Origin of the sequence: Flavobacterium sp. CAU 1735, from assembly GCF_039888695.1 — a bacterium.
GTDB lineage: Bacteria > Bacteroidota > Bacteroidia > Flavobacteriales > Flavobacteriaceae > Flavobacterium.
In genome coordinates this window covers 645,112-666,421 of record NZ_JBDQQQ010000001.1, presented here as the reverse complement: position 1 = coordinate 666,421, position 21,310 = coordinate 645,112, and the positions used below count along the sequence as shown (strand labels likewise).

The 21,310-nt window shown below is 38.5% G+C and carries 18 protein-coding genes; 6 read left to right on the top strand and 12 right to left on the bottom strand.

Annotation, left to right across the window (positions count from 1 at the left end; genetic code table 11):
* The first annotated feature begins 37 nt into the window (after positions 1 to 37).
* The gene (locus AAFN64_RS03180; protein WP_347759262.1) at positions 38 to 1,726 is read left to right on the top strand and encodes a PNGase F N-terminal domain-containing protein; all 1,689 of its coding nucleotides are present in this window, start codon (positions 38 to 40) and stop codon (positions 1,724 to 1,726) included.
* A 132-nt stretch (positions 1,727 to 1,858) separates the two neighbouring features.
* Here AAFN64_RS03180 and AAFN64_RS03175 read toward each other — a convergent pair whose 3' ends face one another.
* From AAFN64_RS03175 to AAFN64_RS03150, 6 genes are all read right to left on the bottom strand, one after another.
* Positions 1,859 to 3,220 carry a pyridoxal-phosphate dependent enzyme gene (locus tag AAFN64_RS03175; protein ID WP_300491434.1) on the bottom strand — a complete coding sequence of 454 codons (1,362 nt, stop codon included), beginning with the start codon at positions 3,218 to 3,220 and terminating at the stop codon, positions 1,859 to 1,861.
* 83 nt (positions 3,221 to 3,303) lie between these two features.
* A complete protein-coding gene (locus AAFN64_RS03170) occupies positions 3,304 to 5,214 on the bottom strand; it encodes a putative porin (RefSeq protein ID WP_347759261.1) in 1,911 nt (636 codons plus the stop codon).
* Positions 5,215 to 5,350: 136 nt separating this feature from the next.
* A complete protein-coding gene (locus tag AAFN64_RS03165) occupies positions 5,351 to 6,379 on the bottom strand; it encodes a hypothetical protein (RefSeq protein WP_347759260.1) in 1,029 nt (342 codons plus the stop codon).
* Between the two features lie 17 nt (positions 6,380 to 6,396).
* Positions 6,397 to 7,176, bottom strand: coding sequence for a hypothetical protein (locus AAFN64_RS03160; RefSeq protein ID WP_347759259.1), 780 nt, complete (start codon positions 7,174 to 7,176; stop codon positions 6,397 to 6,399).
* Positions 7,177 to 7,205: 29 nt separating this feature from the next.
* Positions 7,206 to 8,810: a SusD/RagB family nutrient-binding outer membrane lipoprotein gene (locus tag AAFN64_RS03155; RefSeq protein ID WP_347759258.1), complete on the bottom strand. Its 1,605-nt coding sequence runs from the start codon at positions 8,808 to 8,810 to the stop codon at positions 7,206 to 7,208.
* An 11-nt stretch (positions 8,811 to 8,821) separates the two neighbouring features.
* On the bottom strand, positions 8,822 to 11,947 hold the full coding sequence (locus tag AAFN64_RS03150) for a SusC/RagA family TonB-linked outer membrane protein (RefSeq protein ID WP_347759257.1): 3,126 nt from the start codon (positions 11,945 to 11,947) through the stop codon (positions 8,822 to 8,824).
* A gap of 198 nt (positions 11,948 to 12,145) precedes the next feature.
* Between AAFN64_RS03150 and AAFN64_RS03145 the strand changes: the two genes are divergently transcribed.
* Positions 12,146 to 12,745 carry a ribonuclease HII gene (locus tag AAFN64_RS03145; RefSeq protein WP_300491822.1) on the top strand — a complete coding sequence of 200 codons (600 nt, stop codon included), beginning with the start codon at positions 12,146 to 12,148 and terminating at the stop codon, positions 12,743 to 12,745.
* A 61-nt stretch (positions 12,746 to 12,806) separates the two neighbouring features.
* Here AAFN64_RS03145 and lipB read toward each other — a convergent pair whose 3' ends face one another.
* Complete coding sequence (lipB, locus tag AAFN64_RS03140) at positions 12,807 to 13,508, bottom strand: lipoyl(octanoyl) transferase LipB (RefSeq protein WP_347759256.1); 702 nt, start codon at positions 13,506 to 13,508, stop codon at positions 12,807 to 12,809.
* A 5-nt stretch (positions 13,509 to 13,513) separates the two neighbouring features.
* Positions 13,514 to 14,248 carry a hypothetical protein gene (locus tag AAFN64_RS03135; RefSeq protein ID WP_347759255.1) on the bottom strand — a complete coding sequence of 245 codons (735 nt, stop codon included), beginning with the start codon at positions 14,246 to 14,248 and terminating at the stop codon, positions 13,514 to 13,516.
* A gap of 132 nt (positions 14,249 to 14,380) precedes the next feature.
* Here AAFN64_RS03135 and lysS point away from each other — a divergent pair, with 132 nt between their 5' ends.
* Both lysS and AAFN64_RS03125 read left to right on the top strand, forming a co-directional pair.
* Positions 14,381 to 16,081, top strand: a complete 1,701-nt coding sequence (gene lysS, locus AAFN64_RS03130) for a lysine--tRNA ligase (RefSeq protein ID WP_300491816.1) — start codon at positions 14,381 to 14,383, stop codon at positions 16,079 to 16,081.
* 176 nt (positions 16,082 to 16,257) lie between these two features.
* Positions 16,258 to 16,656: a hypothetical protein gene (locus AAFN64_RS03125; protein ID WP_347759254.1), complete on the top strand. Its 399-nt coding sequence runs from the start codon at positions 16,258 to 16,260 to the stop codon at positions 16,654 to 16,656.
* Positions 16,657 to 16,893: 237 nt separating this feature from the next.
* On the opposite strand, the gene AAFN64_RS03120 is transcribed toward AAFN64_RS03125, so the two are convergent.
* From AAFN64_RS03120 to AAFN64_RS03105, 4 genes are all read right to left on the bottom strand, one after another.
* Positions 16,894 to 17,853 carry a transporter gene (locus AAFN64_RS03120; RefSeq protein WP_347759253.1) on the bottom strand — a complete coding sequence of 320 codons (960 nt, stop codon included), beginning with the start codon at positions 17,851 to 17,853 and terminating at the stop codon, positions 16,894 to 16,896.
* Positions 17,854 to 17,912: 59 nt separating this feature from the next.
* Positions 17,913 to 18,959 carry a cytochrome c peroxidase gene (locus AAFN64_RS03115; RefSeq protein ID WP_347759252.1) on the bottom strand — a complete coding sequence of 349 codons (1,047 nt, stop codon included), beginning with the start codon at positions 18,957 to 18,959 and terminating at the stop codon, positions 17,913 to 17,915.
* 59 nt (positions 18,960 to 19,018) lie between these two features.
* Positions 19,019 to 19,804 carry an MbnP family protein gene (locus AAFN64_RS03110; protein WP_347759251.1) on the bottom strand — a complete coding sequence of 262 codons (786 nt, stop codon included), beginning with the start codon at positions 19,802 to 19,804 and terminating at the stop codon, positions 19,019 to 19,021.
* Between the two features lie 78 nt (positions 19,805 to 19,882).
* Positions 19,883 to 20,257: a hypothetical protein gene (locus AAFN64_RS03105; protein WP_300491806.1), complete on the bottom strand. Its 375-nt coding sequence runs from the start codon at positions 20,255 to 20,257 to the stop codon at positions 19,883 to 19,885.
* Positions 20,258 to 20,425: 168 nt separating this feature from the next.
* On the opposite strand from AAFN64_RS03105, the gene AAFN64_RS03100 reads away from it, so the two are divergent.
* Together AAFN64_RS03100 and AAFN64_RS03095 are read left to right on the top strand one after the other, a co-directional pair.
* Positions 20,426 to 20,860: a hypothetical protein gene (locus AAFN64_RS03100; protein WP_300491804.1), complete on the top strand. Its 435-nt coding sequence runs from the start codon at positions 20,426 to 20,428 to the stop codon at positions 20,858 to 20,860.
* A 75-nt stretch (positions 20,861 to 20,935) separates the two neighbouring features.
* Positions 20,936 to 21,262 carry a hypothetical protein gene (locus tag AAFN64_RS03095; protein WP_300491802.1) on the top strand — a complete coding sequence of 109 codons (327 nt, stop codon included), beginning with the start codon at positions 20,936 to 20,938 and terminating at the stop codon, positions 21,260 to 21,262.
* The last annotated feature ends 48 nt before the right edge of the window (positions 21,263 to 21,310 follow it).

Genomic DNA, 21,310 nt, shown 5'->3' with positions numbered 1-21,310 from the left:
TAAGAAAAAATTATCTTTGCATCTCGACCAACTAAAAATGAAAAAATTATTCGCCTTCGTATTAGTATTACATTTTGGAATACTATATGCCCAATTGGATGTCATTCCGTCCAATGATTATAAGATCACCTATCAGAGAAGTTCAAATGGAAAAGTACTCGAAAACCAGGATCCGATTTTGGTTTTTGCGACAACTGATCAAACTACATTATTGTCCAGTGTCAGGATTCAATCGGGTAAAGCCGCTTATCCTTACGAGCAGACTTTTATCGATCTGAACAATCGTCGTTTTACACAACTGGCATTTTTAGGCAACGGTAAAAATGCTGCGACCACCGATAGTATTGCGCTATCCCAGCAAACATTTACGCTTAGCTCCGAAACCAAAACCCTATTAGGCTACAAATGCCGAAAAGCCAAAACCGTTGTTAATTCCAATACGATCGAGCTTTGGTTTACGACCGACTTAAAAGTAAAAGGCGCGCCTACCGTATTGGGAGCCGAGCTGGGATTGGTACTCGAAATGGTGCGCAACAATAATTTTGTGATTACCGCCACTACAATTGAAAAACAAAAGAAAATCTCGCCCCGTTGGATGGCTTTCCATGGCTTTAATGGTCCGACGACCGACTTGCTGACGTATCGCGATTTGCTTTGGAAAAGTCGGTTTACCACGATATCCGTTTTTAAAGACGAAATTCTAAATTTTTCGGATCAGTCCCAATCCAATGATAGTATACTGCGTTTTGCCAATGGTACCGTTATTCTGAAAAAAGTAAGCTTTCCGGAGATTCCTGCCGGCAGTCTGATTTTTGCCGAACTACAGGAACAATCCAATGGTGATGCCTATGATCGTACCGGTTCCGTTTTTGTGATTCCGGAAGATCAGCCGCATTCCTTTTTAGACGGTTTGAAAAATGGCGTAAAATCTCTTCCGATTTATGACAACGGAAATGGAAAACAGTATCAGGGCATTGTTCGCACTACTAATTATAGTCCGTTATTGGAATTGATGCGTTTCTTTACTCCGTTTGGAATCAAACAATACAATCATATCGCCTTAAAAGATAAAAAATGGCACGAGATCGTCCCGTATCGTCAGGATATTTCGGAACTACAAAATGCCTTAAGCCATAAGACGGTATGGGTTGGGACTTTTATCGGAAATTATGATAAAGGTGGTCATAAAATCAGTTTGGATATCACGATTCATGCAGGAGACAAACCCGCTACCGGCAATCGTTTTGTTTTACCTCTGTTTAATACAACCAACGTAATGGAAATGGCCGGACAGGATTATGCGACCCTGTTTAATACTGACAAAGGCCTCGAGGTTATGTTCGATTTACCCAATGCTGTTCCCAATGCACAACTTCGCTATATAACCACAGGTCATGGCGGTTGGGAAAACGGTGATGAATTTGTCCCTAAAAAGAACCGGATTTTCCTGGATCAGCAGGAAGTCTTTGCTTTTATACCCTGGCGACAGGATTGTGGTTCGTACCGTTTGTTTAATCCCGCTTCGGGGAATTTTAACAACGGCTTGTCTTCATCCGATTACAGTCGTTCCAACTGGTGTCCGGGAACCGTAACCAATCCGATTATGATTGACCTGGGCGATCTGAAAGCCGGTAAACACACGATACAGATTCGTATTCCGCAAGGCGCACCGGAAGGAAACAGCTTCAGTTCCTGGAATGTCTCTGGTGTATTGATCGGAAATTAAAAAAGTGCCGTTTGTAAATTACAAACGGCACTTTTTATTTTTAAACCGACAGGCTTGAAATGCTTTTAAAATTACGCTTTTTTAAACCTGACAGGTTTTGGAAACCTGTCAGGTTTGTAACGTATATATTCTTTATTTTATCGAATTGATAATATCGTGTTTGGTGATGATATGGTGTTTTCCATTTCCTAAATCGACCAAAACCGCCTGATTATCTTTATTGATCAGTTTTGATACTTCGTCAATCGGAGTTCCCAGTTTTACGATCGGGAAAGCAGCTCCCATTACTTCACGGATTGGCTTATCAGCTACATTTTTATCGGCTACATAACTCTGAAATAAATCCGTTTCGTCTACAGAACCTACAAATCCCGTAACATCGATTACCGGAATCTGAGAAATTTTGTGTTTGCGCATTCTTTCAATCGCATGCGATACTAATTCTTCTGTACGTACTACAACCAATGGTTTGTCGATATGCTCTTTGATCAGGTCTTCTGCTTTTGTAATTTCTTCATCAAGGAAACCTCTTTCGCGCATCCAATCGTCATTAAACATTTTTCCAACATATCGGCTACCGCTATCGTGGAATAACACTACTACCACATCTTCCGGTTTAAAGTGCTCTTTTAACTGGATTAGTCCTTTAATAGCCGCTCCGGCAGAGTTTCCTACAAAGATTCCTTCTTCCAATGCAATTCTACGGGTATACACCGCGGCATCTTTATCGGTTACTTTTGTAAATCCATCGATTAGTGAAAAGTCAACGTTTTTAGGAAGGATGTCTTCACCGATTCCTTCGGTGATATAGGAGTAAATTTCGTTTTCATCGAAAATACCGGTTTCGTGGTATTTTTTAAATACCGATCCGTAGGTATCGATTCCCCAGATTTTAATATTCGGGTTTTTCTCTTTTAAATATTTTGCCACTCCGGAAATGGTTCCACCGGTTCCCACACCTACAACAAAATGTGTGATTTTCCCTTCGGTTTGTTCCCAGATTTCCGGTCCGGTTTGTTCGTAATGTGCAATCGCATTCGACGGGTTGTCGTATTGATTTACATACCATGCATTAGGTGTTTCTTCGGCCAAACGTTTTGATACCGAATAATACGAACGCGGATCCGTTGGTTCTACGTCTGTAGGACATACCACTACTTTGGCCCCTACCGCGCGAAGAATATCCATTTTCTCTTTGGACTGTTTATCCGAAATCACACAGATCAATTTGTAACCTTTAACAATCGCTGCCAAAGCCAATCCCATTCCGGTATTTCCGGAAGTTCCTTCGATAATGGTTCCACCCGGTTTTAAACGCCCGTCGGCTTCCGCATCTTCGATCATTTTAACCGCCATACGGTCTTTTACCGAATTACCCGGATTAAAGGTTTCTACTTTTGCCAATACCAAAGCGTCTACTTCTTTGGTTACTTTATTTAGTTGAACCAAAGGCGTGTTCCCTATGGTTTCCAATATGTTTTTTGCGTATTTCATTAGTATATAATTTCTAAAAAAGTATGTTTTGTCCGCCAAAGATATTGCAATTTGACGTATTATAAAATGTTGCTAACGCGCCCTTAACTAAAGAAATTCCATACCAGTCCGAAACGCACCATAAAATCGTGATATGGGTTGTTCGGATCGGAATAATATTTATAGCCCGAAAAACTGGAATTAAAATGTTCTGCTTTTAAATAAATTCGCGTGCGTTTGATTTTGGCATTGATAAAGAAATCAAGCATTGGGAAATTTCCGATTTCTTTTTCCTGTTGGATATAGAATTCGCCCAATAACGGATTGTAGGTATTCGCGTAATATTTTGTAAAGTAATTTAACGTCACCCCCATTTGCAGGTATAAGGCTTTTGAAAAATAGTAATCATTAAAGTATAAGGTGTTACGCGTCACAAATTCCGGTACGTTTAGTATTTTGTCTGTCTGATCAACTTTTTGGTACAGGAAGGTATTGTCCAAACCAAATTTACCCACTTTAAATTCGCGTCCCACTTTAACCGAAAAGTAATTGATCGTATTTCCGTATTGTTGCGGGGAAACGAGAACCTGAGTCGGATCGGTACTCGTATCGGCAAAATACAAATGATCATCTAATATGCTATATTTTACCGAAGCATCCAACCATTGTGTTTTGGCATCGAATTCAACGTTTTTAATTTTTTCGTTTTTAAAGTTGTTCGTCCAGTTATAGAAGATATAACCACTCTGATATAAATTGTAGTTCAGATCCGGAAGTTTGTTCATGTTTTGGAAACGCAATGTAAAAACGTTACGCGTGTCCCAGTTATAGCGTACCGTTCCTTCAATTTTTGCCAGTGACTGGTCGGTTATTGAATTGGATACTAACAGCGTTCCTTTCCATTTGTCTTTATAGTAGGTATATTGTGCGCCATACGAATTGATCTTGTCATTTAAGCGGTTTGGTACTCTAATCGAGGCATCATCATTCATAACTGTACTGTTATAAAAATAATTGTAACGATAGTCTTCCAGATAAAACTCCAGATCACCAACATTTTGGTTGGAATAGGCTACACCTACTTTATTATAGAGGCTGTTAAATCTTGTTTTATTACTGATGGCACTGGTATAGGAATCACCGAAACGTTCGTTGGCCGTTGGTTGCGAATAATCGAAGAATTTATATTCGTAATTAAAACGATGCAGGAAAACCAAACTGTTCGGATTATTTTTATTGAGTCGGAAACTATGATCAAAAAACACCCGCTTTCCTTCTAGTGACGATTTGGTATCATCGCTAAAATACACATCCAGACGCGCACGGTCGTCGTAAGGTGGAATACTGTTTTCGAATTCATCCAGATTTTTTACGCCACCGTTTTCATGATTCAGGATATCCTGAATGGCTACGTGGAATTTTAAATTATACCTGTTATCCGTGGTGTGATAACTGGTTATAAATCGGAAATTACCGGTACTCGAAAGCTGGTTCACATATTTACCCAATGAACGCAATCCTTTATAACCGATAGAAAAATTCAGATTTTTAGAGGTATTCAATGAAATAAAGGCGTCCAGGTTTTGCCCTTGTTCCATCACCGATTTATAGTAAAGCTCGGTCATTGGCGTTGGCATCGAATAGTATTTAATATCCTCGGCCCGCATAAAATTAAATGTCTTTGCTTTAAATCCGAATTCCGGATAAGCGTTATAGGCAGTCAGACCGTAGTCGAGTGTATTATAGGTTTGCCCTTCGTTTGGAAAAGGCATCAATCCGAAAATATCCTTACGCAGGTAGTTTAGCTCATAATCCTTTTTGATGGTTAATGAAGTATCCACAAAGGTAGTATCGCGATCCAACGAAATGATTTTATATTGGTCGATTGGCGCAAAATGGGTTTTATTGTCCGAACCCCGAAGTGATTTTTTAGGCTTTATTGAATCCTTTACCTGCCCCTGGCCCCACATCGCAAAAGAACATAACAGTACTACCGCTATAAAAAGATGCTTCATAATTCTATATTAGAATCGCAAAGGTATTAGAAATTTACAAATAATGCAGCTATTCTGTAAAATGAGCTATAATTTATCGTTTTATCAAAAAAAAGCGCCCCGATTGGGGCGCTTTAAAAATATATTTATTTAAAAATTATTTTTTGTTTTTTTTCAAACCAGCTTTTGCTTTGAAAGCAGCAGCCATTTTGTTAACGTTTGATGCAGATCTACCTTGAGCAATAATGCTATTGTCATTTGGATTTAAGATCGTGAACACACCATTTTCTACTTTCACAGCAGCGATCAAAGTGACATCGCCGTTTCCAGCACCAGCACTATTCTCACCTTGTGAGTTAGAAGTTAAGAATCCTGAAGTTTGTGTGTAAGAACCAGCTTGTAAAGTAGCAGAACCACCTCTTACATAATCAACAGTGATTGGAATGTTGAATTCTGGTAAACCAGCAGCAGGAACTCCTGCATCACCATAAAGGTATCCAACGATTAAGTAAGTACCATTTGGATAATCAGCCAAAGGCATTACTAAATGCTCTGGACAGTCACCAGTTTGTGCTCCGTCTCCAATAGGGTTGAAACCAGTATCAAAAACCAAGATGTCTACGTCATAATCGATATCACAAAGTGAATAAGTCTGACCTCCAGCTTCGAATGTTTTATCCCAAGCAAGTGTCAAATCTAATTCATCTTTCACAACGTTTTTGATCGTAATGTTAACAGTCTGATCAATTGTTCCGTTCATGTTGTGAGCCCCTGTAAGTTTTAAAGCAAGTAATTCATCTTGCTCATACTCATCATCAAGGACAGTTGGAATTGTAATCGTAAACGTAGATGTGTTAGCCGGGAAAGTTACTAAAAAACCATCCGTTCCTAATCCATCTTCAGCTCCTACTTCTAAACCAGGCAATGTAAAATCATCACCTAAAGTAGCCGTGCTGTTTCCTAAAACCTCCAGTTTAACTTCCATTGGAACGTTAGAAACTTTACTCGTTTTAAGTACAAGCGTAACCGCATCACCTTCATTTACCGTATAGGCAGAAAATTCAGGGGAAATTGCTGGTTTTTCGTTGTAAACAAAGTCCGGATCATTATCATTACAGGAAACAAACGCTAATCCTGAAAATAACAATGCTAAAGCTGAACTTAAATATCTTTTATTTTTTTTCATATTTCTCTATTATTATTTTAGTTCACTTTTCTGAATAGGTATTGTCTGTTTGCATAGATACCACTAATTGTAACACTAGTCCATCTTAGGTCTCCATTTGGCTGTACTGTACCTGTTCCAGAGATTGGATAAGTTGCGTTACCATACCAGTCAGTGATTGTTAATGTATCACAAAGATCTGAGAAATACATATCGTACTGTGTATAACCTGGTGTAAGGTTAGATTTGTAAGAACCTACACCTATCTCAGTAACTACAAGTGGGAATGTCCCAGAAGTATACGTTGCCGTATAGTTACCTGCTAAGTTAGAGAAACAAGAACCAACTAAAGTAATTGTTAATTTGCTGTAGTTTGATCCTACAACAGTTGCGCTAGAAGAAGAAGCTCCTGTAAGTTTAATTACAATAGTTTTATCGTCGTTTACAACAACATTGTTACTGTGAACAGTAATAGGAATTACAACTGATTTGCTTCCTGCAGGAATAATTGCAGTATGATTAGCCGAAGCAAAATCAAACTCATGCCCTAATGTAGCAGTACTACTAGTAGCATCAAAATCGTAAGTAACAGCGATATCGCTATCAGCTGGTAGACTTTGGTTACCTCCGATTAGTTCGATAACCATATTTACTGTTTTATCAGTTCCGTCTGTTACGATTCCATTACTTTGAGAAGTCCTAGAGAATCCAACAATAGCTCTTGAATCACCAAAGTATGGTGCCTCATCGCCTAAGTCACACGATACCGACACAGCGGCAGTTGCAACAAACAATAATAATAATTTAATTTTTTTCATATTTAATAGTATTTTGAGGTTATCACCAATTATGGTAATGCCCAGAAGATTTTATTATTAAATGCATCATTTTGAGACTGACTTGGTACGTTGTTACCATTTGCAGTATACTCAGAATTCGGGTACATCAAACGATAAGGTTTGTGAGTTCTAGTAGCTGTTAAAGCTAAATCAGTCTGAGGGAAACTAGTTCTTGTGTACTCGATCCAAGACTCAACACCATTGATACCCATTAAAGCGATCCATTTTTGTGTCATGATAGCTTCAAGTTTATTAGCCGTACCATCCCAGCTAAGTTTATTGATGTTATTTGCGTTGATTCTTGTTATATAATCGTTATATGTCGTTCTGATTACAAGCGGGTTATCATCTGTAGTAGAGATCGGCGCTCCTAATAATACGAATGAACTTCTGATACCTTGCTCGAATAATTCTTTTGCATTACCAGACAGATATGTTCTGTGAACCGCTTCAGCTTGTAAAAAGTAACTTTCAGCAGCTGTCATTAAATAACCATCCTGAGCCGAGTTCTTAAGTAAACCAGGTCCGATGTTTGCAAGATTTTCAGGAGCCTGAATACCCGTCATACCTTGAACTACACCAATGTAAACCGGTACAGAAACTTGTGTAGGGTCACCAGGTGACGGTGTCGGATCAGGGTTAGGTATAAGAGTAGTTTGATTTGCTTTGAACAATCTTCCAATACGTCCGTCATAAGCTAAACTTGTATTACTAGCACTATACTTCGTTCCATCTAAAGACTCAACTGCGTTTTTAGTAATTACAGTAGAACTGTAAGATGGTCTTGCATCGGTTTCGTTAATTTGAAATCCATAAGTATTATAGAATGGATTCTGTCTGTCATTGTTTGCGTTTGAATAACCCGGGTTAACAATAGCATTAACATCAAGGAATTGTGCTCCGGCTAACTCTGCAAACTCTTGAGCTAAATAAGCCTGACTAGCTGCAACATTTGACTCTCTAAGCAACATTCTCAATTTAAGCGTGTTAGCAAATTTTTTCCAGTTAGTCATATTTCCTTTAAATACCGGATCTTCTAAACCAACTGCATTTGTTCCAGCAGGAGCATTATCAATCATTTCGATTGCATCCTCTAACTGCACCACTAAATCTCTATAAACAGTTTGTGCGTTATCATAAACTGGTGTAGTGTTTAATGGATTGTGCGCCTGAGAATAAGGAATATCTCCATATAAATCCACTAAATACTGGAAATAGAACGCCTTTGTAATTTTAGCGATCGCTTTGTGGTTATCATAATCCGCTGATGGGTAGTTTTGGATGTTTGTTAAACCTAAAGTCGTTAAAAACAAATTCTCCCAAATTCTAGAATAGAATGAGTTATCAATGTTTAAGTCAAACTCTACAGTATAAATACCTGTTACCGAGTTAACGTTTCCACCCCAGCTGTTCATAAATAAGTTACCCAATACGTTAGCCTGTGTACTGAATGAACGGTAAGGCTGAGTAATAGCTCCACTTAAAGCTAAATTTGGCGTTACGCTTTCGTACGTAGGGTTATTAGGCGACTGATTGATATCTAAGTAATCGTCACATGAGGACAACCCTAATGCTGCTACTAATGAAAATAAATGTATTTTGTACTTTTTCATACTTCTTTTAATTAAAACGTTAAGTTAAGACTGAAACCAACAGTTCTAGTGTTTGGATACTGGTTAGTTCCTCCTGCTCCACTATTACTAGTACCAGAAGCTAAACCTACAGCATTACCATTGTTAATTGATGCTTCAGGATCGTCATATCCTCTGTTTTCTCTAGCTAATACTGTAAATGGATTTCTCGCATTCACACCAACTCTTAAGCTAGTTAAACCTGTTCTTTCTAACATTTTAGCTGGAATTGCATAGCTTAAAGATAACTCACGTACTTTGAAAGCAGTAGCATCTAAAATGTAGTTCTCATCGATGTTAGAATAAATGTTTGCATAATACTGTTGTACTCCAATTGAAGAACCACCACCTGTAACTACAGAGTTGTTCGCAACATAAGTTCCAGTGTTAGCATCTAAGTAAGAAGAGTTAGGAATAATGAATCCACCTCTTCCGTTTTCAGCTGAATCAACTAAATAACCGAAGTTAGTTAATGTATTTTTAGTACCTGAATAGTACTGGTGTCCAGTTCTGTAATCCATTACAGCTGCTAAACGTAATCCTTTGAAATCAATAGAGGTATTTAAACCTAAGATGTAATCTGGAGTAGTTTTACCTAACTTCATTAACTCAGTAGATTTAAGTGGGTTACCAGTGTTTGGATCAACGATGATACGTCCTTCTCCATCTCTTTGGTATCCGAAACCTTTGATGATTGGATATTCTTCACCTTCTTCAGCGAAGATACCGTAAGTTCCATAAGGAGAGTAGATTGCTACTGAGTTTGTATTGTCAGCAACTTTTTCTACTGTAGTTTTCGTTTTAGAGAAGCTGAATTTAGCATCCCATGTGAAATCTTTAGTTTTGATAGGTGTAATACCTAAGTCAATCTCGATACCTTTAGTTTTAGTAGCACCAATGTTTGTTGTATAGTTAGGGTTACCAGAAGCGTAAGAAGCACTTGTTGTTGTGATCAAATCAGTATTATCACTTAAATAACCTGCTACATCTAAAGTAATTCTATCTTTTAAGAAACCTAAGTTTAAACTCGCCTCTTTAGTAACGTAGAACTCTGGCTTGATATAAGGATTCGTTCTTGAGTTGTAAGCGATTGTTGGCTGTAAGTTTGGTACATAAGAGTTAATTCCATTGAATGGATAACCTGTACTTCTAACATATAAGTTATTGATATCATAAGCAGCAACACCATTCGCACTACCAACTTTTACGATACTCGCTGTAATTTTAGCGTAAGAAAGAACGTTGTTATCTTTTAATGATTCAAAAGCTTTTGTAGGAATGAAAGATAAACCTGCAGAAGGATAGAAGAAGTTGTTGTTAGATTTATCTAAGAAAGATACCCACTCATTTCTTCCTGTTAAGTTCAAGAATAAATAATCTTTATAACCTAAGTCAACGTTTCCAAAGAATGCAAATCTTCTTGATCTAGCGAATGAATTTGTAGCATTCGGCACGCTTGATACGTTAGAGATATTGTATAATCCAGGGATTGCTAACTGAGATCCTGATGCTCCAGTTGAAGTAGCATAAACATCTTGTACGTTGTTACCAATGTTAACTTTTAAGTTAAGGTCTTTTGTTAAATCATAGTCAAAGTTGATCAATAAATCAGCATACAATCTTCTTGTAGAACCGTTTGATGTAGACAATGAAGAAATAGTTGACTGGTTACCATTTCCGTAACGGTATGGATCTACGTAGTCATTTGCATAGCTTAACGCTTTAGTACTAGAAAGGTTAACACCTGCAGTGTATGAAATATTGATGTTTTTGTTTACTTCAAAACCAATTTTTCCAATTCCGTTGAAAACGTCTGCATTCGATTGATTTCTTACGTTATCACGTACCCAGTAAGGGTTTCTCATATAGTAGCTATATCCATGTAAGTTACCTCCGTTTTCAAACATTTCGATTGGAACGTTTGTTGGCGTTTGTAATAAATCATAGTATAAACTTGAACTTGTAGTTCTAGACTCTTGTGTAGTATATTGAGCATTCCCCTCAACATTCCATCTTCCGATTTTTTTACCAGCTTTGAATTGGAAGTTTGTTCTATCCAAAACGTCATCCTGAACGATAAACTCGTTTCTTAATTTGTTAGCTGTAAAGAAAAGGTATCCATCCTCGTTTCCTGAAGATAATGAAACACCATTTTGTGTTAACACTCCAGTTTTGAAGAATTTCTTGATATTATCACTTCCTAAAGAACGGTAAGGCAACATTAAGAAGCTTCCGTCTGCCTGTGGCAAACCTGTAGGCTGGATAGAACCATCAAATTCTGGTCCCCAAGTACCATTCTCATAAGAATAGTGTTGTCCATCCCATCCTTGTCCGTATCTTGTTTGTCTTTCCGGAAGGTAAGCAACTGTAGAGAAGTCAATTGATGAGTTCACAGAGATTGTCATTTTCTGACCTTGAGTTGATCCTTTTTTAGTTGTAACGATTAATACCCCGTTAACACCATCAGATCCATACAACGCAGCTCCTTGAGAACCTTTAATTGTATTAACTGACTCAATAGCCTCAGTTGGCAACTGCTGTAATGCAGTAGCAGTAGAGATAACTCCATCAATTACAACCAACGCCTGGTTGTTTTGTGTAATTGACTTAGGAGCACGGATAACGATTCTTGAAGTTGCATCAACAGCAGAGTTTGTCTGGTTAATCTGTAAACCAGATACTTTACCTGTTAATGACTGAATCGCATTCGGAGAAGCTGCCTGTGTTAACTCTTTCGATTTAACAACCTGGTTAGCTGAAGTGATTGCATCCTGTCTCTTTTTGATACCTAAAGCTCCAACAACAACTTCGTTTAATTGTTTTGCCTGCGATTGCAAAGCAACATTAACCTTGTTTGAAGCTCCTACCGTTACAGAAGAAGTCTCCATTCCAACAAATGTATACACTAACACTTGTCCTTGTTTGGCTTTGATGGAATAATTACCATCCATATCAGTTTGTGTGCCTTGTGTTGTTCCTTTAATAACAACACTAACACCAGGTAACGGTAAACCTCCCTCGGTCACTGTACCTGTAACAGTTTTCTCCTGTTGTGCGAACGAAAACTGCATCGAAAACGCTAGTAAAAGCGTAAAAATCCATTTAAACTTCGATCTCATATTAAATTTATTTGAGTTAGTTATTCCGCAAACTTCTTAATAATTTCTTAAATAAACAAATATAATATAGGAATTATAGCATTTTATTTGTGTTAAAAAAAGCCATTTGAAAATACACTATATCAAATAAAGTCCCTTATTAGACTGCGGTTTACTCAAAATATTTGTGTTTTTTTTATACATTTACCAAAAACAAAAATGCTGTTACAGAATTACTCAAAGTTAACATTGGAAGCCGGTACCGACGAAGCCGGAAGAGGTTGTTTAGCAGGTCCTGTTACCGCTGCAGCCGTGATTTTACCCGATAATGTGATCATCGAAAAACTAAACGACTCCAAGAAATTATCCGAAATCACCCGCGAAAAACTAAAGCCCATAATCGAAGAAGTGGCTCTTTGTTTTAAAGTAATTCACCTCGAACCCGAAATCATTGACGAAATCAATATTCTGAACGCTTCGATAAAAGCCATGCAAACCTGCATCGTCAATCTAAATCCAATACCTAACTATATTATCGTAGACGGCAATCGTTTTAAACCGATCCAGGACATACCGTACAGTTGCATTGTAAAAGGCGATAGCAAATACCTTAGTATTGCAGCCGCTTCAGTCCTGGCCAAAACCTATCGCGATGAATACATGAATCGCATACATGAAGAATACCCCATGTACAACTGGAAAAAAAACAAAGGCTACCCTACGATCGAACACAGGGAAGCTATTCGAAAATACGGAACCACTCCCTATCACCGGAAATCGTTTCGCTTACTTCCGGAACAATTAAAACTGGAATTATAACCACAAAAAAATCCTGACAAAATTTTGTCAGGATTTTTCTTAATAAAATATTTTAATTTTTTTAGCTCACAATTTCCGCTTCAAACAAAGCCGTAAAATGTTTTTTAATTTTAGCCTTTACCTCTTCCTCATCCACTTTTGCGACACCCAACTCTACATTTAAGGAAGTAACCGCTTTGTCTTTTATACCACATGGGATAATATTATCAAAATAACCCAAATCGGAATTTACATTTAACGCAAACCCGTGCATCGTTACCCATCGCGAAGCCCGAACTCCCATCGCACATATTTTTCGCGCAAACGGCGTACCTACGCCAAGCCATACTCCAGTTTCCCCTTCGCTTCGTTCGCATTGTAATCCGTATTCTGCAAGGGTTAGAATAATAGCTTCTTCCATAAAGCGAAGGTATTTATGGATATCGGTAAAAAAGTTCTCCAAATCCAAAATCGGATAACCAACCACTTGTCCCGGTCCATGATACGTAATATCACCACCGCGGTTGATCTTATAATAAGAAGCACCCTTATCGGCAAGTTGCTTTTCGTTTAATAACAGATTTGAAAAATCACCGCTTTTACCAAGCGTATAAACATGCGGATGTTCTACAAATAAAAAGTAATTTGGTGTCACATCCTCTTTTTCTTCTCTCCTATTATTGATCTTGATATCCAGAATCTCTTTAAATAAAGATTCCTGATAATCCCAAACCTCTTTATAATCTTTTAATCCGAGATCCCGGAATACAATCTGTTTGTTCATCATTATTATTTTTTCTCCAGAACAACCTCAAAGTTCATCACTTCGGGTCTTTCTATATAATCTATAAACGGATATTGCAAGGTTACCGTTTTTCTGTCGTCACTAAAAACAGGATCTTTTGCGGTAATCGATTTAATCTTTTTCGGGAAATGGTATTTTACGGTATACGTAAAAGCTTCTATCATCGGTCGGATCGTCGCCAAGCTATCCGTTAGCTGTTTCTGAATAGCCGGATCTTTTACCGCCGCCTTACGGGTAAATTTTTTCCCGTCGAACGAATACTTTAAATCGGTAGTCATCTTATCCATATCCGATAACCTGCCTTTCTCTCCACTTCCATTCGTTTTCAAATCGTCCATCGTTTTTACAACCGACAACGCATCAACCAAATCCGATGGTTTTTTAAAATCACTAAAAAGTGTAAACAAAAATGATTTCTCCACTTGATCCACATGTGTCCGAACCGAAAAGCTTTCCAATTTTTTCAAACGTTGTTGTTCCGCCAACGGCAATTTGGCAATACTATCTTTTCGTTCATCCATTAATGATTTTAAAGTAAAAGTCGAATCAATTTTCCGATCGCCTTGTTCTGCCGCGATACTCATCATAGCCGAGGCATCGACATCCAATGAAAACGTACCACTTCCGTCGGCATTCAAATTAATAGTCTCAGTAAAATTACAGGCTGTCATCATAACCGCGACAACCAAAGTAAAGGCGAACCGGATTTTTTCCTTCATAAATTTAGGCTTCAAATTTGCTTTCAAAGATACGATTTTCCATCCGCAATACCTTTATTATCATTTTCAAAATTTGAAATTGATTCCTTTTTAAAATATGTCTATCTTTGCCCACTTAAAAAAATCACAATTATGCAACTTTCAGAACAAGAAATCATCAGAAGAGAAAAACTGGGTAAGTTGAAAGAACTTGGAATAAACCCATATCCCGCCAATTTGTTTCCCGTGAACCACACGTCGAAGCAGGTCAAGGAAACTTTTGAGGAAGGAAAGAAGGTAATTGTGGCCGGCCGTCTGATGTCTGCCCGCGTACAAGGGAAAGCTTCTTTCGCCGAATTACAGGATAGCGAAGGTCGTATCCAGTTATACATTAACCGTGACGAGATTTGTCCGGACGATGACAAAACACTTTACAACGAAGTTTTTAAAAAATTAATTGACCTGGGTGACTTTATCGGAATCGAAGGGGAATTGTTTACCACTCAGGTAGGCGAAAAAACCTTACGTGCCAAAAACATCACGCTATTAAGTAAAACCTTACGTCCTTTACCGCTACCAAAAGTAGATGCCGATGGTAATGTTTTCGACGCATTTACCGATCCGGAATTGCGTTACCGAATGCGTTATGTTGATTTGGTTGTAAATCCGCAGGTTAAAGAAGTATTTATCAAAAGAACCAAATTGTTCAATGCGATGCGTACGTTTTTTAACGACAAAGGTTATTTTGAAGTAGAAACACCAATATTACAGTCGATCCCGGGTGGTGCGGCCGCAAGACCGTTTATCACACACCACAACTCCCTGGATATCCCATTATATATGCGAATTGCCAACGAATTGTACCTGAAAAGACTAATCGTAGGTGGTTTCGACGGTGTATATGAATTCTCCAAAAACTTCCGTAACGAAGGAATGGACCGAACCCATAACCCGGAGTTTACCGCTATGGAAATCTATGTAGCCTATAAAGACTACAATTGGATGATGGAATTTACCGAAAATCTTTTGGAATATTGTGCCCTTCAGGTGAACGGTACTACAAAAGCTACTTTCGGCGAGCATACGGTTGATTTCAAAGCACCTTATGCACGTGTTTCGATGACGGATGCCATCAAACATTTTACCGGCTTTGATATTACCGGAAAAACAGAAACCGAATTACGAGCTGCAGCACAATCGATGGGAATTGCCGTAGATGACACTATGGGTAAAGGAAAATTGATCGACGAGATTTTCGGTGAAAAATGCGAGGGTAATTTTATCCAACCAACTTTTATCACTGATTACCCGAAAGATATGAGTCCGCTAACCAAAGAACACCGCGACAACCCGGAATTAACCGAGCGTTTCGAATTGATGGTATGCGGAAAAGAGATTGCCAATGCGTATTCTGAGCTAAACGATCCAATCGATCAGCGGGAACGTTTTGAATCGCAATTAGCCTTATCCGAAAGAGGTGATGATGAAGCGATGTTTATTGACAACGATTTCCTACGTGCATTGGAATACGGAATGCCACCAACATCTGGTTTAGGTATCGGAATGGACCGTTTGATCATGTTTTTAACCAACAATCCATCGATTCAGGAAGTGTTATTTTTCCCTCAAATGCGTCCGGAGAAAAAAGCCGTACAAATCGAATTGGAAGACGAAGAAAAAGCAATTATTGCCATCTTAGAAAAAAATGCCAATGCGCTGGATTTAGCCGAATTAAAAAATCAGGCCGGATTAAGCGGTAAAAAATGGGATAAAGCCATGAAAGCTTTAGCACAACACGGATTAACCAAAGTGGTTGTAGCCGGCGACAGTAAAGTCGTAGAATTACAATCCTAAGTTTTCGATATACAATCAAAAGGCCGACTGAAAATAGTCGGCCTTTTTTATTTATAACCCTGACAGGTTTTTTATCGGCAAAAAATCGCACTTAACGGAAAATCGTTACACCTGTCGTTTTTATTCCTTACTTTTAATATACATATCACGGAGTTTACCACTTAAACCATAGGATTATGAAAGCATTCTTTATCCTGATTGTAAGCTTTTTATCATTGGCAAGCAACGCACAGTCTTCCAATCAGGCACCGCCAACCCTGACGGCAGAACAAAAGGCCAAATTAGAAGTCAGACGTATGGCAACCGATCTCAACCTAACTGCGACTCAACAGCAACAAATTGAGAAAGTACTCACGGAAAACAACCGGAAAACCGGCGATATTAAATTGCGTCTTCAGTCGGCCAAACCCGAAGAAAATCAGGCTTTAAAAACCGAATATATCGAAAGTCTGAAAACCCTGAAAACAAATCTAAAAGCCATTCTCACTCAGGAACAGCAAGACAAATGGGATGCGATTTATAAAAAACGATTCCAAAATCAACCGCAAAAAGCAACTACTCAAAATAAGCCTTAAAAAAAAGCTGCCTCAAAAAAGAGACAGCCCGTTTCTGTTACACTAAACCGGATTATACTTTAATCCGGTTGCCTACACCTGACAGTCTTAGCATTTTCTCACTTAAAAACTGTCAGGTGTTTGTATTTGCTATATTTAACAAGTTTCCGTTCTTGCGTCGAGCAACCTATCTTCGACACTTATGCATAACACCTGACAGGTTTATCAGCGGTGTATTAAGAAACCTGTCAGGTGTAATTATAAAGTATAATTTAAGTTCACACTCCAACGGTATTGTGCTTCCACTCTGCCACCGGTAAGATTTTGATTTATCGGCACCATCACATTGGCACCAAACGAAAATTTATCCCGCCCGATCTCGATTCCCGCTTTTCCAAAAAGGATATCTCCTGCCGTATTTCGCAGCAATTGTTTGTATTGATAATTGTTCCCATACACTTCTCCGGCAACGCCCAATTGCGGCACAAATACATACTTCTCACTATTTAAAAAATAGAATACTGTTGACGCATAATTAAATTGATTTCCAAAACGATAATGCTTTTCATTTTCCGTTTTAACCGTATAACTTCCCATAGTATTTAATCCCAGATTTCCTTTTTTTACGACATATTCTGCCGCAAAAATATAATCCCAGCTACCGGTTCCCACTTGAAAACTCGGGTTCACACTTCCATTGGTAAATTCACGATATTTTCCCGTAGGCGCTTTTACTCCGGCACCCAATTGTACCGAATGCGAAAACACCGCACTATCTTTAACCGTTTCATACACCGTGTACATTCCCAATACCGTAAGGTCGCCCAAACCGGATATATCCTGTTTGCCGGTTACGGTTTCCCGATTATGAAAATGGTACGGAACCAATACGGAAATCTGAACTTTTTTCACAATCGGAATACGTCCCCACACCTGAATGGTATTAAAATTTTCTTCATACCACGGTGAATCCGAAAACAATCCGTCGTTACTTTTATAACGCTGGTTAAAATAGCGTATCCCTACAAAATTGGTATTCAGCATCGACGAAAAACCCAAACTTCCACCACTGGCCGAACAACCACAGGCATCACATTCTTCGAAATATTCGAGCGAACGAAAATAGTTTTGATACGGATTTATTCCCAGGCTATCCTTTTCTGCCGCGTAGGTAAATACGCTCCAAAAAAGCACTACTAATAGACTATATTTTTTCATTTTTATTTTCTTTTCAATCCAAATCTTATTTTTAAAATTTAGAAAAGTGTTTGTTGTTTTTAAAATTCCGAAAACCGGCGATCCGTTAAAAACTCATGATCCGTTAGTGTTTTTAAAAAGGCCACAAGTTTCGTTTTTTCATTCGCTGTTAACGGAATCCCTAAAGCTCCATTAGCTTTTAAAGTAGGATCCAATGTAGGCGAATCCAGCACACCGTTGGAATAGTGATTTAAAACCGCTTCAAGCGTGGCAAAACGCCCATCGTGCATATAAGGTGCCGTTTTTTCGATATTCCGCAAACTCGGCACTTTAAATTTGTAATTATCCTGTGGCAACTCGGTCACGCGGTAGCGCCCCACATCATTGATCATCGGGTTAATCGGCAAACCGTTATTGCGATAAGTATCATCGGTAAATAAATCCGTAGCGTGACAACCGGCACATTTTTGTGTAAAAAGTACGTAGCCTTCCTGTTCGTCGGCAGTTAACGTTCCTCCGGGTTCTCCTCTTCTGAATTTATCAAATTTTGAATTGGACGATGTTAGCATCACCATAAACTGTCCCAATGCTTTAAGCATGTTTTCAGAATTGATCATGCCATCAGGAAAGGCCTGTCTGAATAGTTTCTGATAGGTCGCATCGCCTTTCATCATACTGACAATTTCCGCCAGATTTCCATTCATTTCAATTTCACTGGTTAGCGGAATCAAAGGCTGCAAATCCAGATGTGTTGTTGCTCCGTCCCACATATAAGCGCGCTGAAACGCAAGATTTTGAATCGGCGGTGCATTACGGGTTCCGATATTATCGCCCACACCATGGCTAAACGAATGTCCGTGGTGCGTAAACGCATCTTCCTGAATGTGGCAAAAGCCACAGGACACCAATCCATCCGATGCCAACCGACCGTCGTAAAACAACTTTTTCCCCAATTCAAATCCTTTTTCCGTTAGCGGATTGTTTTGCAAATTATAGGTTAAGGCCGGGAAATTGGCCGGTACTTTAAAATCGATCGGAATATTTTGATAGGCTTCAGGACTATCATCGTTCGAGCAGCTCCATAAAAACGGTAGCAACAAGAACAGTAGTGTTCTGATTCTTTTCATAATGATTTGTTTTTCAAAAAGCTGCCAGTAGTTACCACCAACAGCTTTTTTGATTTTATTTAGTCATTATGAACGTGATCAACAGAAAACATAGTGGACACATTGGCTGTAATCGAAGCCAAAACAGCACCACCCATGATATTTGGTTGTGGGGACAAGCTGATTTTTGTGGCTCCATCCAGGATTTTAGACAAATCGGCCATTACGTGAATTTGCGGTGTAATAGTTGGTCGTACCAATGCTTTATCCGGCATATCCAATGCCACTTCGGTATAATTATAATGGGTTCCGGTTTGTCCCGTATGTACTTTAAAAAGTGTCGGATCGGTTACGGTAGCCGAGGTGAAATTCCCTTCGAATGCCAGGAATTTATAGCCCGCACTCCACGACCACATCATGCCTTCGGATTGTGCTTGTGCCAGAAAATCGCCCTGACCGGCAGCTCCTAAGTTAAATTGTTCCTGATCGACACCAATACCGAATTTTACGGTTTTATAATTCCCAGCCGGAACATCGGTTAGTTCGATCGTAAATAAACTTGGCGTTTGTTCTTTTATAATAAAATAGCTTTTGCTTTTTGGATAAACATAAGTCGATCCATCTTCTTTTATAAGCACGATATTGCTTACGATATATTTGATGTTATCTACTTTAATCGTCTCACCCTGAGAGGTTGTATACGGCGCGCCCATGATAAAATCGACATCTCCGTAACGGTGGTCAAATTTTATTTTTAAGCTTCCGCTTCCTTCTGTGGAGTTTACCACATCGTTATCATTACTACAAGATCCTAAGGCAATGGCCAATGCCACCGCTATAACAGTGTTTATTAATTTGAATTTCATTTTTTTATTTTTTAAAATACGACATAGCAATCCTTTTGACTTCCAGCCAAAAGAAAAAATGCTTAAAAGGGTTGAATTTTAAAAAATAAATGCCGGTGGATGGAAGATTCCGTCCGCATTCAGGTGTTGGTACAGATTGGTATAGGAAAAGTTTTCCGCAACTTTTTCGGTTACCGATGCAGGATTAAAATCAAAGTTTTTCTGGATTTCAAAAAAGAGCACTTCTACTTCGGCTCTTACATTTTTTTTATCGGTAGATAACGGTTTTTCCGATTCAGAAGCTTTGGCCAACTCTTTCATCAGGTGACATTTTCCGTTACAGGCCATTTGCGGTTTGGCTTTGTTTTCACAAAGGGTTTTTGTAATATATTCGTAATTGATCATGTACTCAAAAACCGGCAATATCGGCTTAAAGAGGACAAAAAAAACGAGTATTACAATTCCTTTTTTCACGTGGCAAAGGTAATCCCCAAAAGTGGTAACTCCAAAAAATATCCGGTTCTATTTTAACAGAAGTACAACATTTCGGCATTTTTTTAACTTTTATTTAGGTTGTACAATTTTAAACCTTTTGAAATTCCCACGGTCAAAGCATCGTAACAACTTTAAAAGAAAAGCATTATGAAAAAATTAGTTTTAGCCGTTTGCCTTTGCGCAACTATGTTAGGCTTTGCACAGGAAAAAGAATCGAGAGGTGGTCGCGAACGTTTAGCTCCGGAACAACAAGTACAGTTACAGGTTAAAAAAATGACCTTAGATTTGGATCTGACAGCCAAACAACAAAAAGAAGTTGAAAAGCTATTAATGGATCAGAGCAAAAAACGCGAAGAAGTACGAGCTACACAGGGTGATGTACGAAAAAATTACAAAGAAATGACTGCCGACGAACGTTTTGCGCTTCAAAACAAACGTATGGACGACAAAATTGCTTTTAAAGGCGAAATGAAAAAAATCCTGAATTCCGGTCAGATGGAGAAATGGGAAAAACAGAGTGAAATGCGTCAGGAAAAAATCACAAAAAGAACCCGAAACTTTAAAAACAACGCTCCTGAATAATTTTTGATTGTTTTTTTAGCAATATATCGTAAAATAAATTAGCTTTGGCTCTATAATCAGCCAATTTATCAGACAATGAAAAAATTTATTGCGTTATTTTTTATGATTGTTTCCTTTTCGGTAGCTGCCAATGCGCAGGATCGTCAAAAGGAAATCGCTAAAAAAGTTCAAAACGACATCACGGCACTTACCGCATACATCCCGCTATCTGATGCACAAAAAGTTGAGATCGAAAAAGGATTGGTAATGAAACATCAAAATCTAAGCCCGGAGTTGTCGGAAGGACGAAAAAAAGAGTTGGTAAAAGTGGTGGATCACTATTTACGTGCCCCTTTAACACAAGCGCAACTTCAAAAACTGGACGCGAATCCGCAGTTGGTAAAACGACTGGTTTCCGAATAATAAAAAACGCACCTTAAAGGTGCGTTTTTCATTTATAGCTATTTTCTT

Bases quoted from the DNA above. Each gene is read 5' to 3' on its own strand.
- AAFN64_RS03180 (WP_347759262.1), top strand. From the start codon at position 38: ATGAAAAAATTATTCGCCTTCGTATTAGTATTACATTTTGGAATACTA.
- AAFN64_RS03175 (WP_300491434.1), bottom strand. From the start codon at position 3,220: ATGAAATACGCAAAAAACATATTGGAAACCATAGGGAACACGCCTTTG.
- AAFN64_RS03170 (WP_347759261.1), bottom strand. From the start codon at position 5,214: ATGAAGCATCTTTTTATAGCGGTAGTACTGTTATGTTCTTTTGCGATG.
- AAFN64_RS03165 (WP_347759260.1), bottom strand. From the start codon at position 6,379: ATGAAAAAAAATAAAAGATATTTAAGTTCAGCTTTAGCATTGTTATTT.
- AAFN64_RS03160 (WP_347759259.1), bottom strand. From the start codon at position 7,176: ATGAAAAAAATTAAATTATTATTATTGTTTGTTGCAACTGCCGCTGTG.
- AAFN64_RS03155 (WP_347759258.1), bottom strand. From the start codon at position 8,810: ATGAAAAAGTACAAAATACATTTATTTTCATTAGTAGCAGCATTAGGG.
- AAFN64_RS03150 (WP_347759257.1), bottom strand. From the start codon at position 11,947: ATGAGATCGAAGTTTAAATGGATTTTTACGCTTTTACTAGCGTTTTCG.
- AAFN64_RS03145 (WP_300491822.1), top strand. From the start codon at position 12,146: ATGCTGTTACAGAATTACTCAAAGTTAACATTGGAAGCCGGTACCGAC.
- lipB (WP_347759256.1), bottom strand. From the start codon at position 13,508: ATGAACAAACAGATTGTATTCCGGGATCTCGGATTAAAAGATTATAAA.
- AAFN64_RS03135 (WP_347759255.1), bottom strand. From the start codon at position 14,248: ATGAAGGAAAAAATCCGGTTCGCCTTTACTTTGGTTGTCGCGGTTATG.
- lysS (WP_300491816.1), top strand. From the start codon at position 14,381: ATGCAACTTTCAGAACAAGAAATCATCAGAAGAGAAAAACTGGGTAAG.
- AAFN64_RS03125 (WP_347759254.1), top strand. From the start codon at position 16,258: ATGAAAGCATTCTTTATCCTGATTGTAAGCTTTTTATCATTGGCAAGC.
- AAFN64_RS03120 (WP_347759253.1), bottom strand. From the start codon at position 17,853: ATGAAAAAATATAGTCTATTAGTAGTGCTTTTTTGGAGCGTATTTACC.
- AAFN64_RS03115 (WP_347759252.1), bottom strand. From the start codon at position 18,959: ATGAAAAGAATCAGAACACTACTGTTCTTGTTGCTACCGTTTTTATGG.
- AAFN64_RS03110 (WP_347759251.1), bottom strand. From the start codon at position 19,804: ATGAAATTCAAATTAATAAACACTGTTATAGCGGTGGCATTGGCCATT.
- AAFN64_RS03100 (WP_300491804.1), top strand. From the start codon at position 20,426: ATGAAAAAATTAGTTTTAGCCGTTTGCCTTTGCGCAACTATGTTAGGC.
- AAFN64_RS03095 (WP_300491802.1), top strand. From the start codon at position 20,936: ATGAAAAAATTTATTGCGTTATTTTTTATGATTGTTTCCTTTTCGGTA.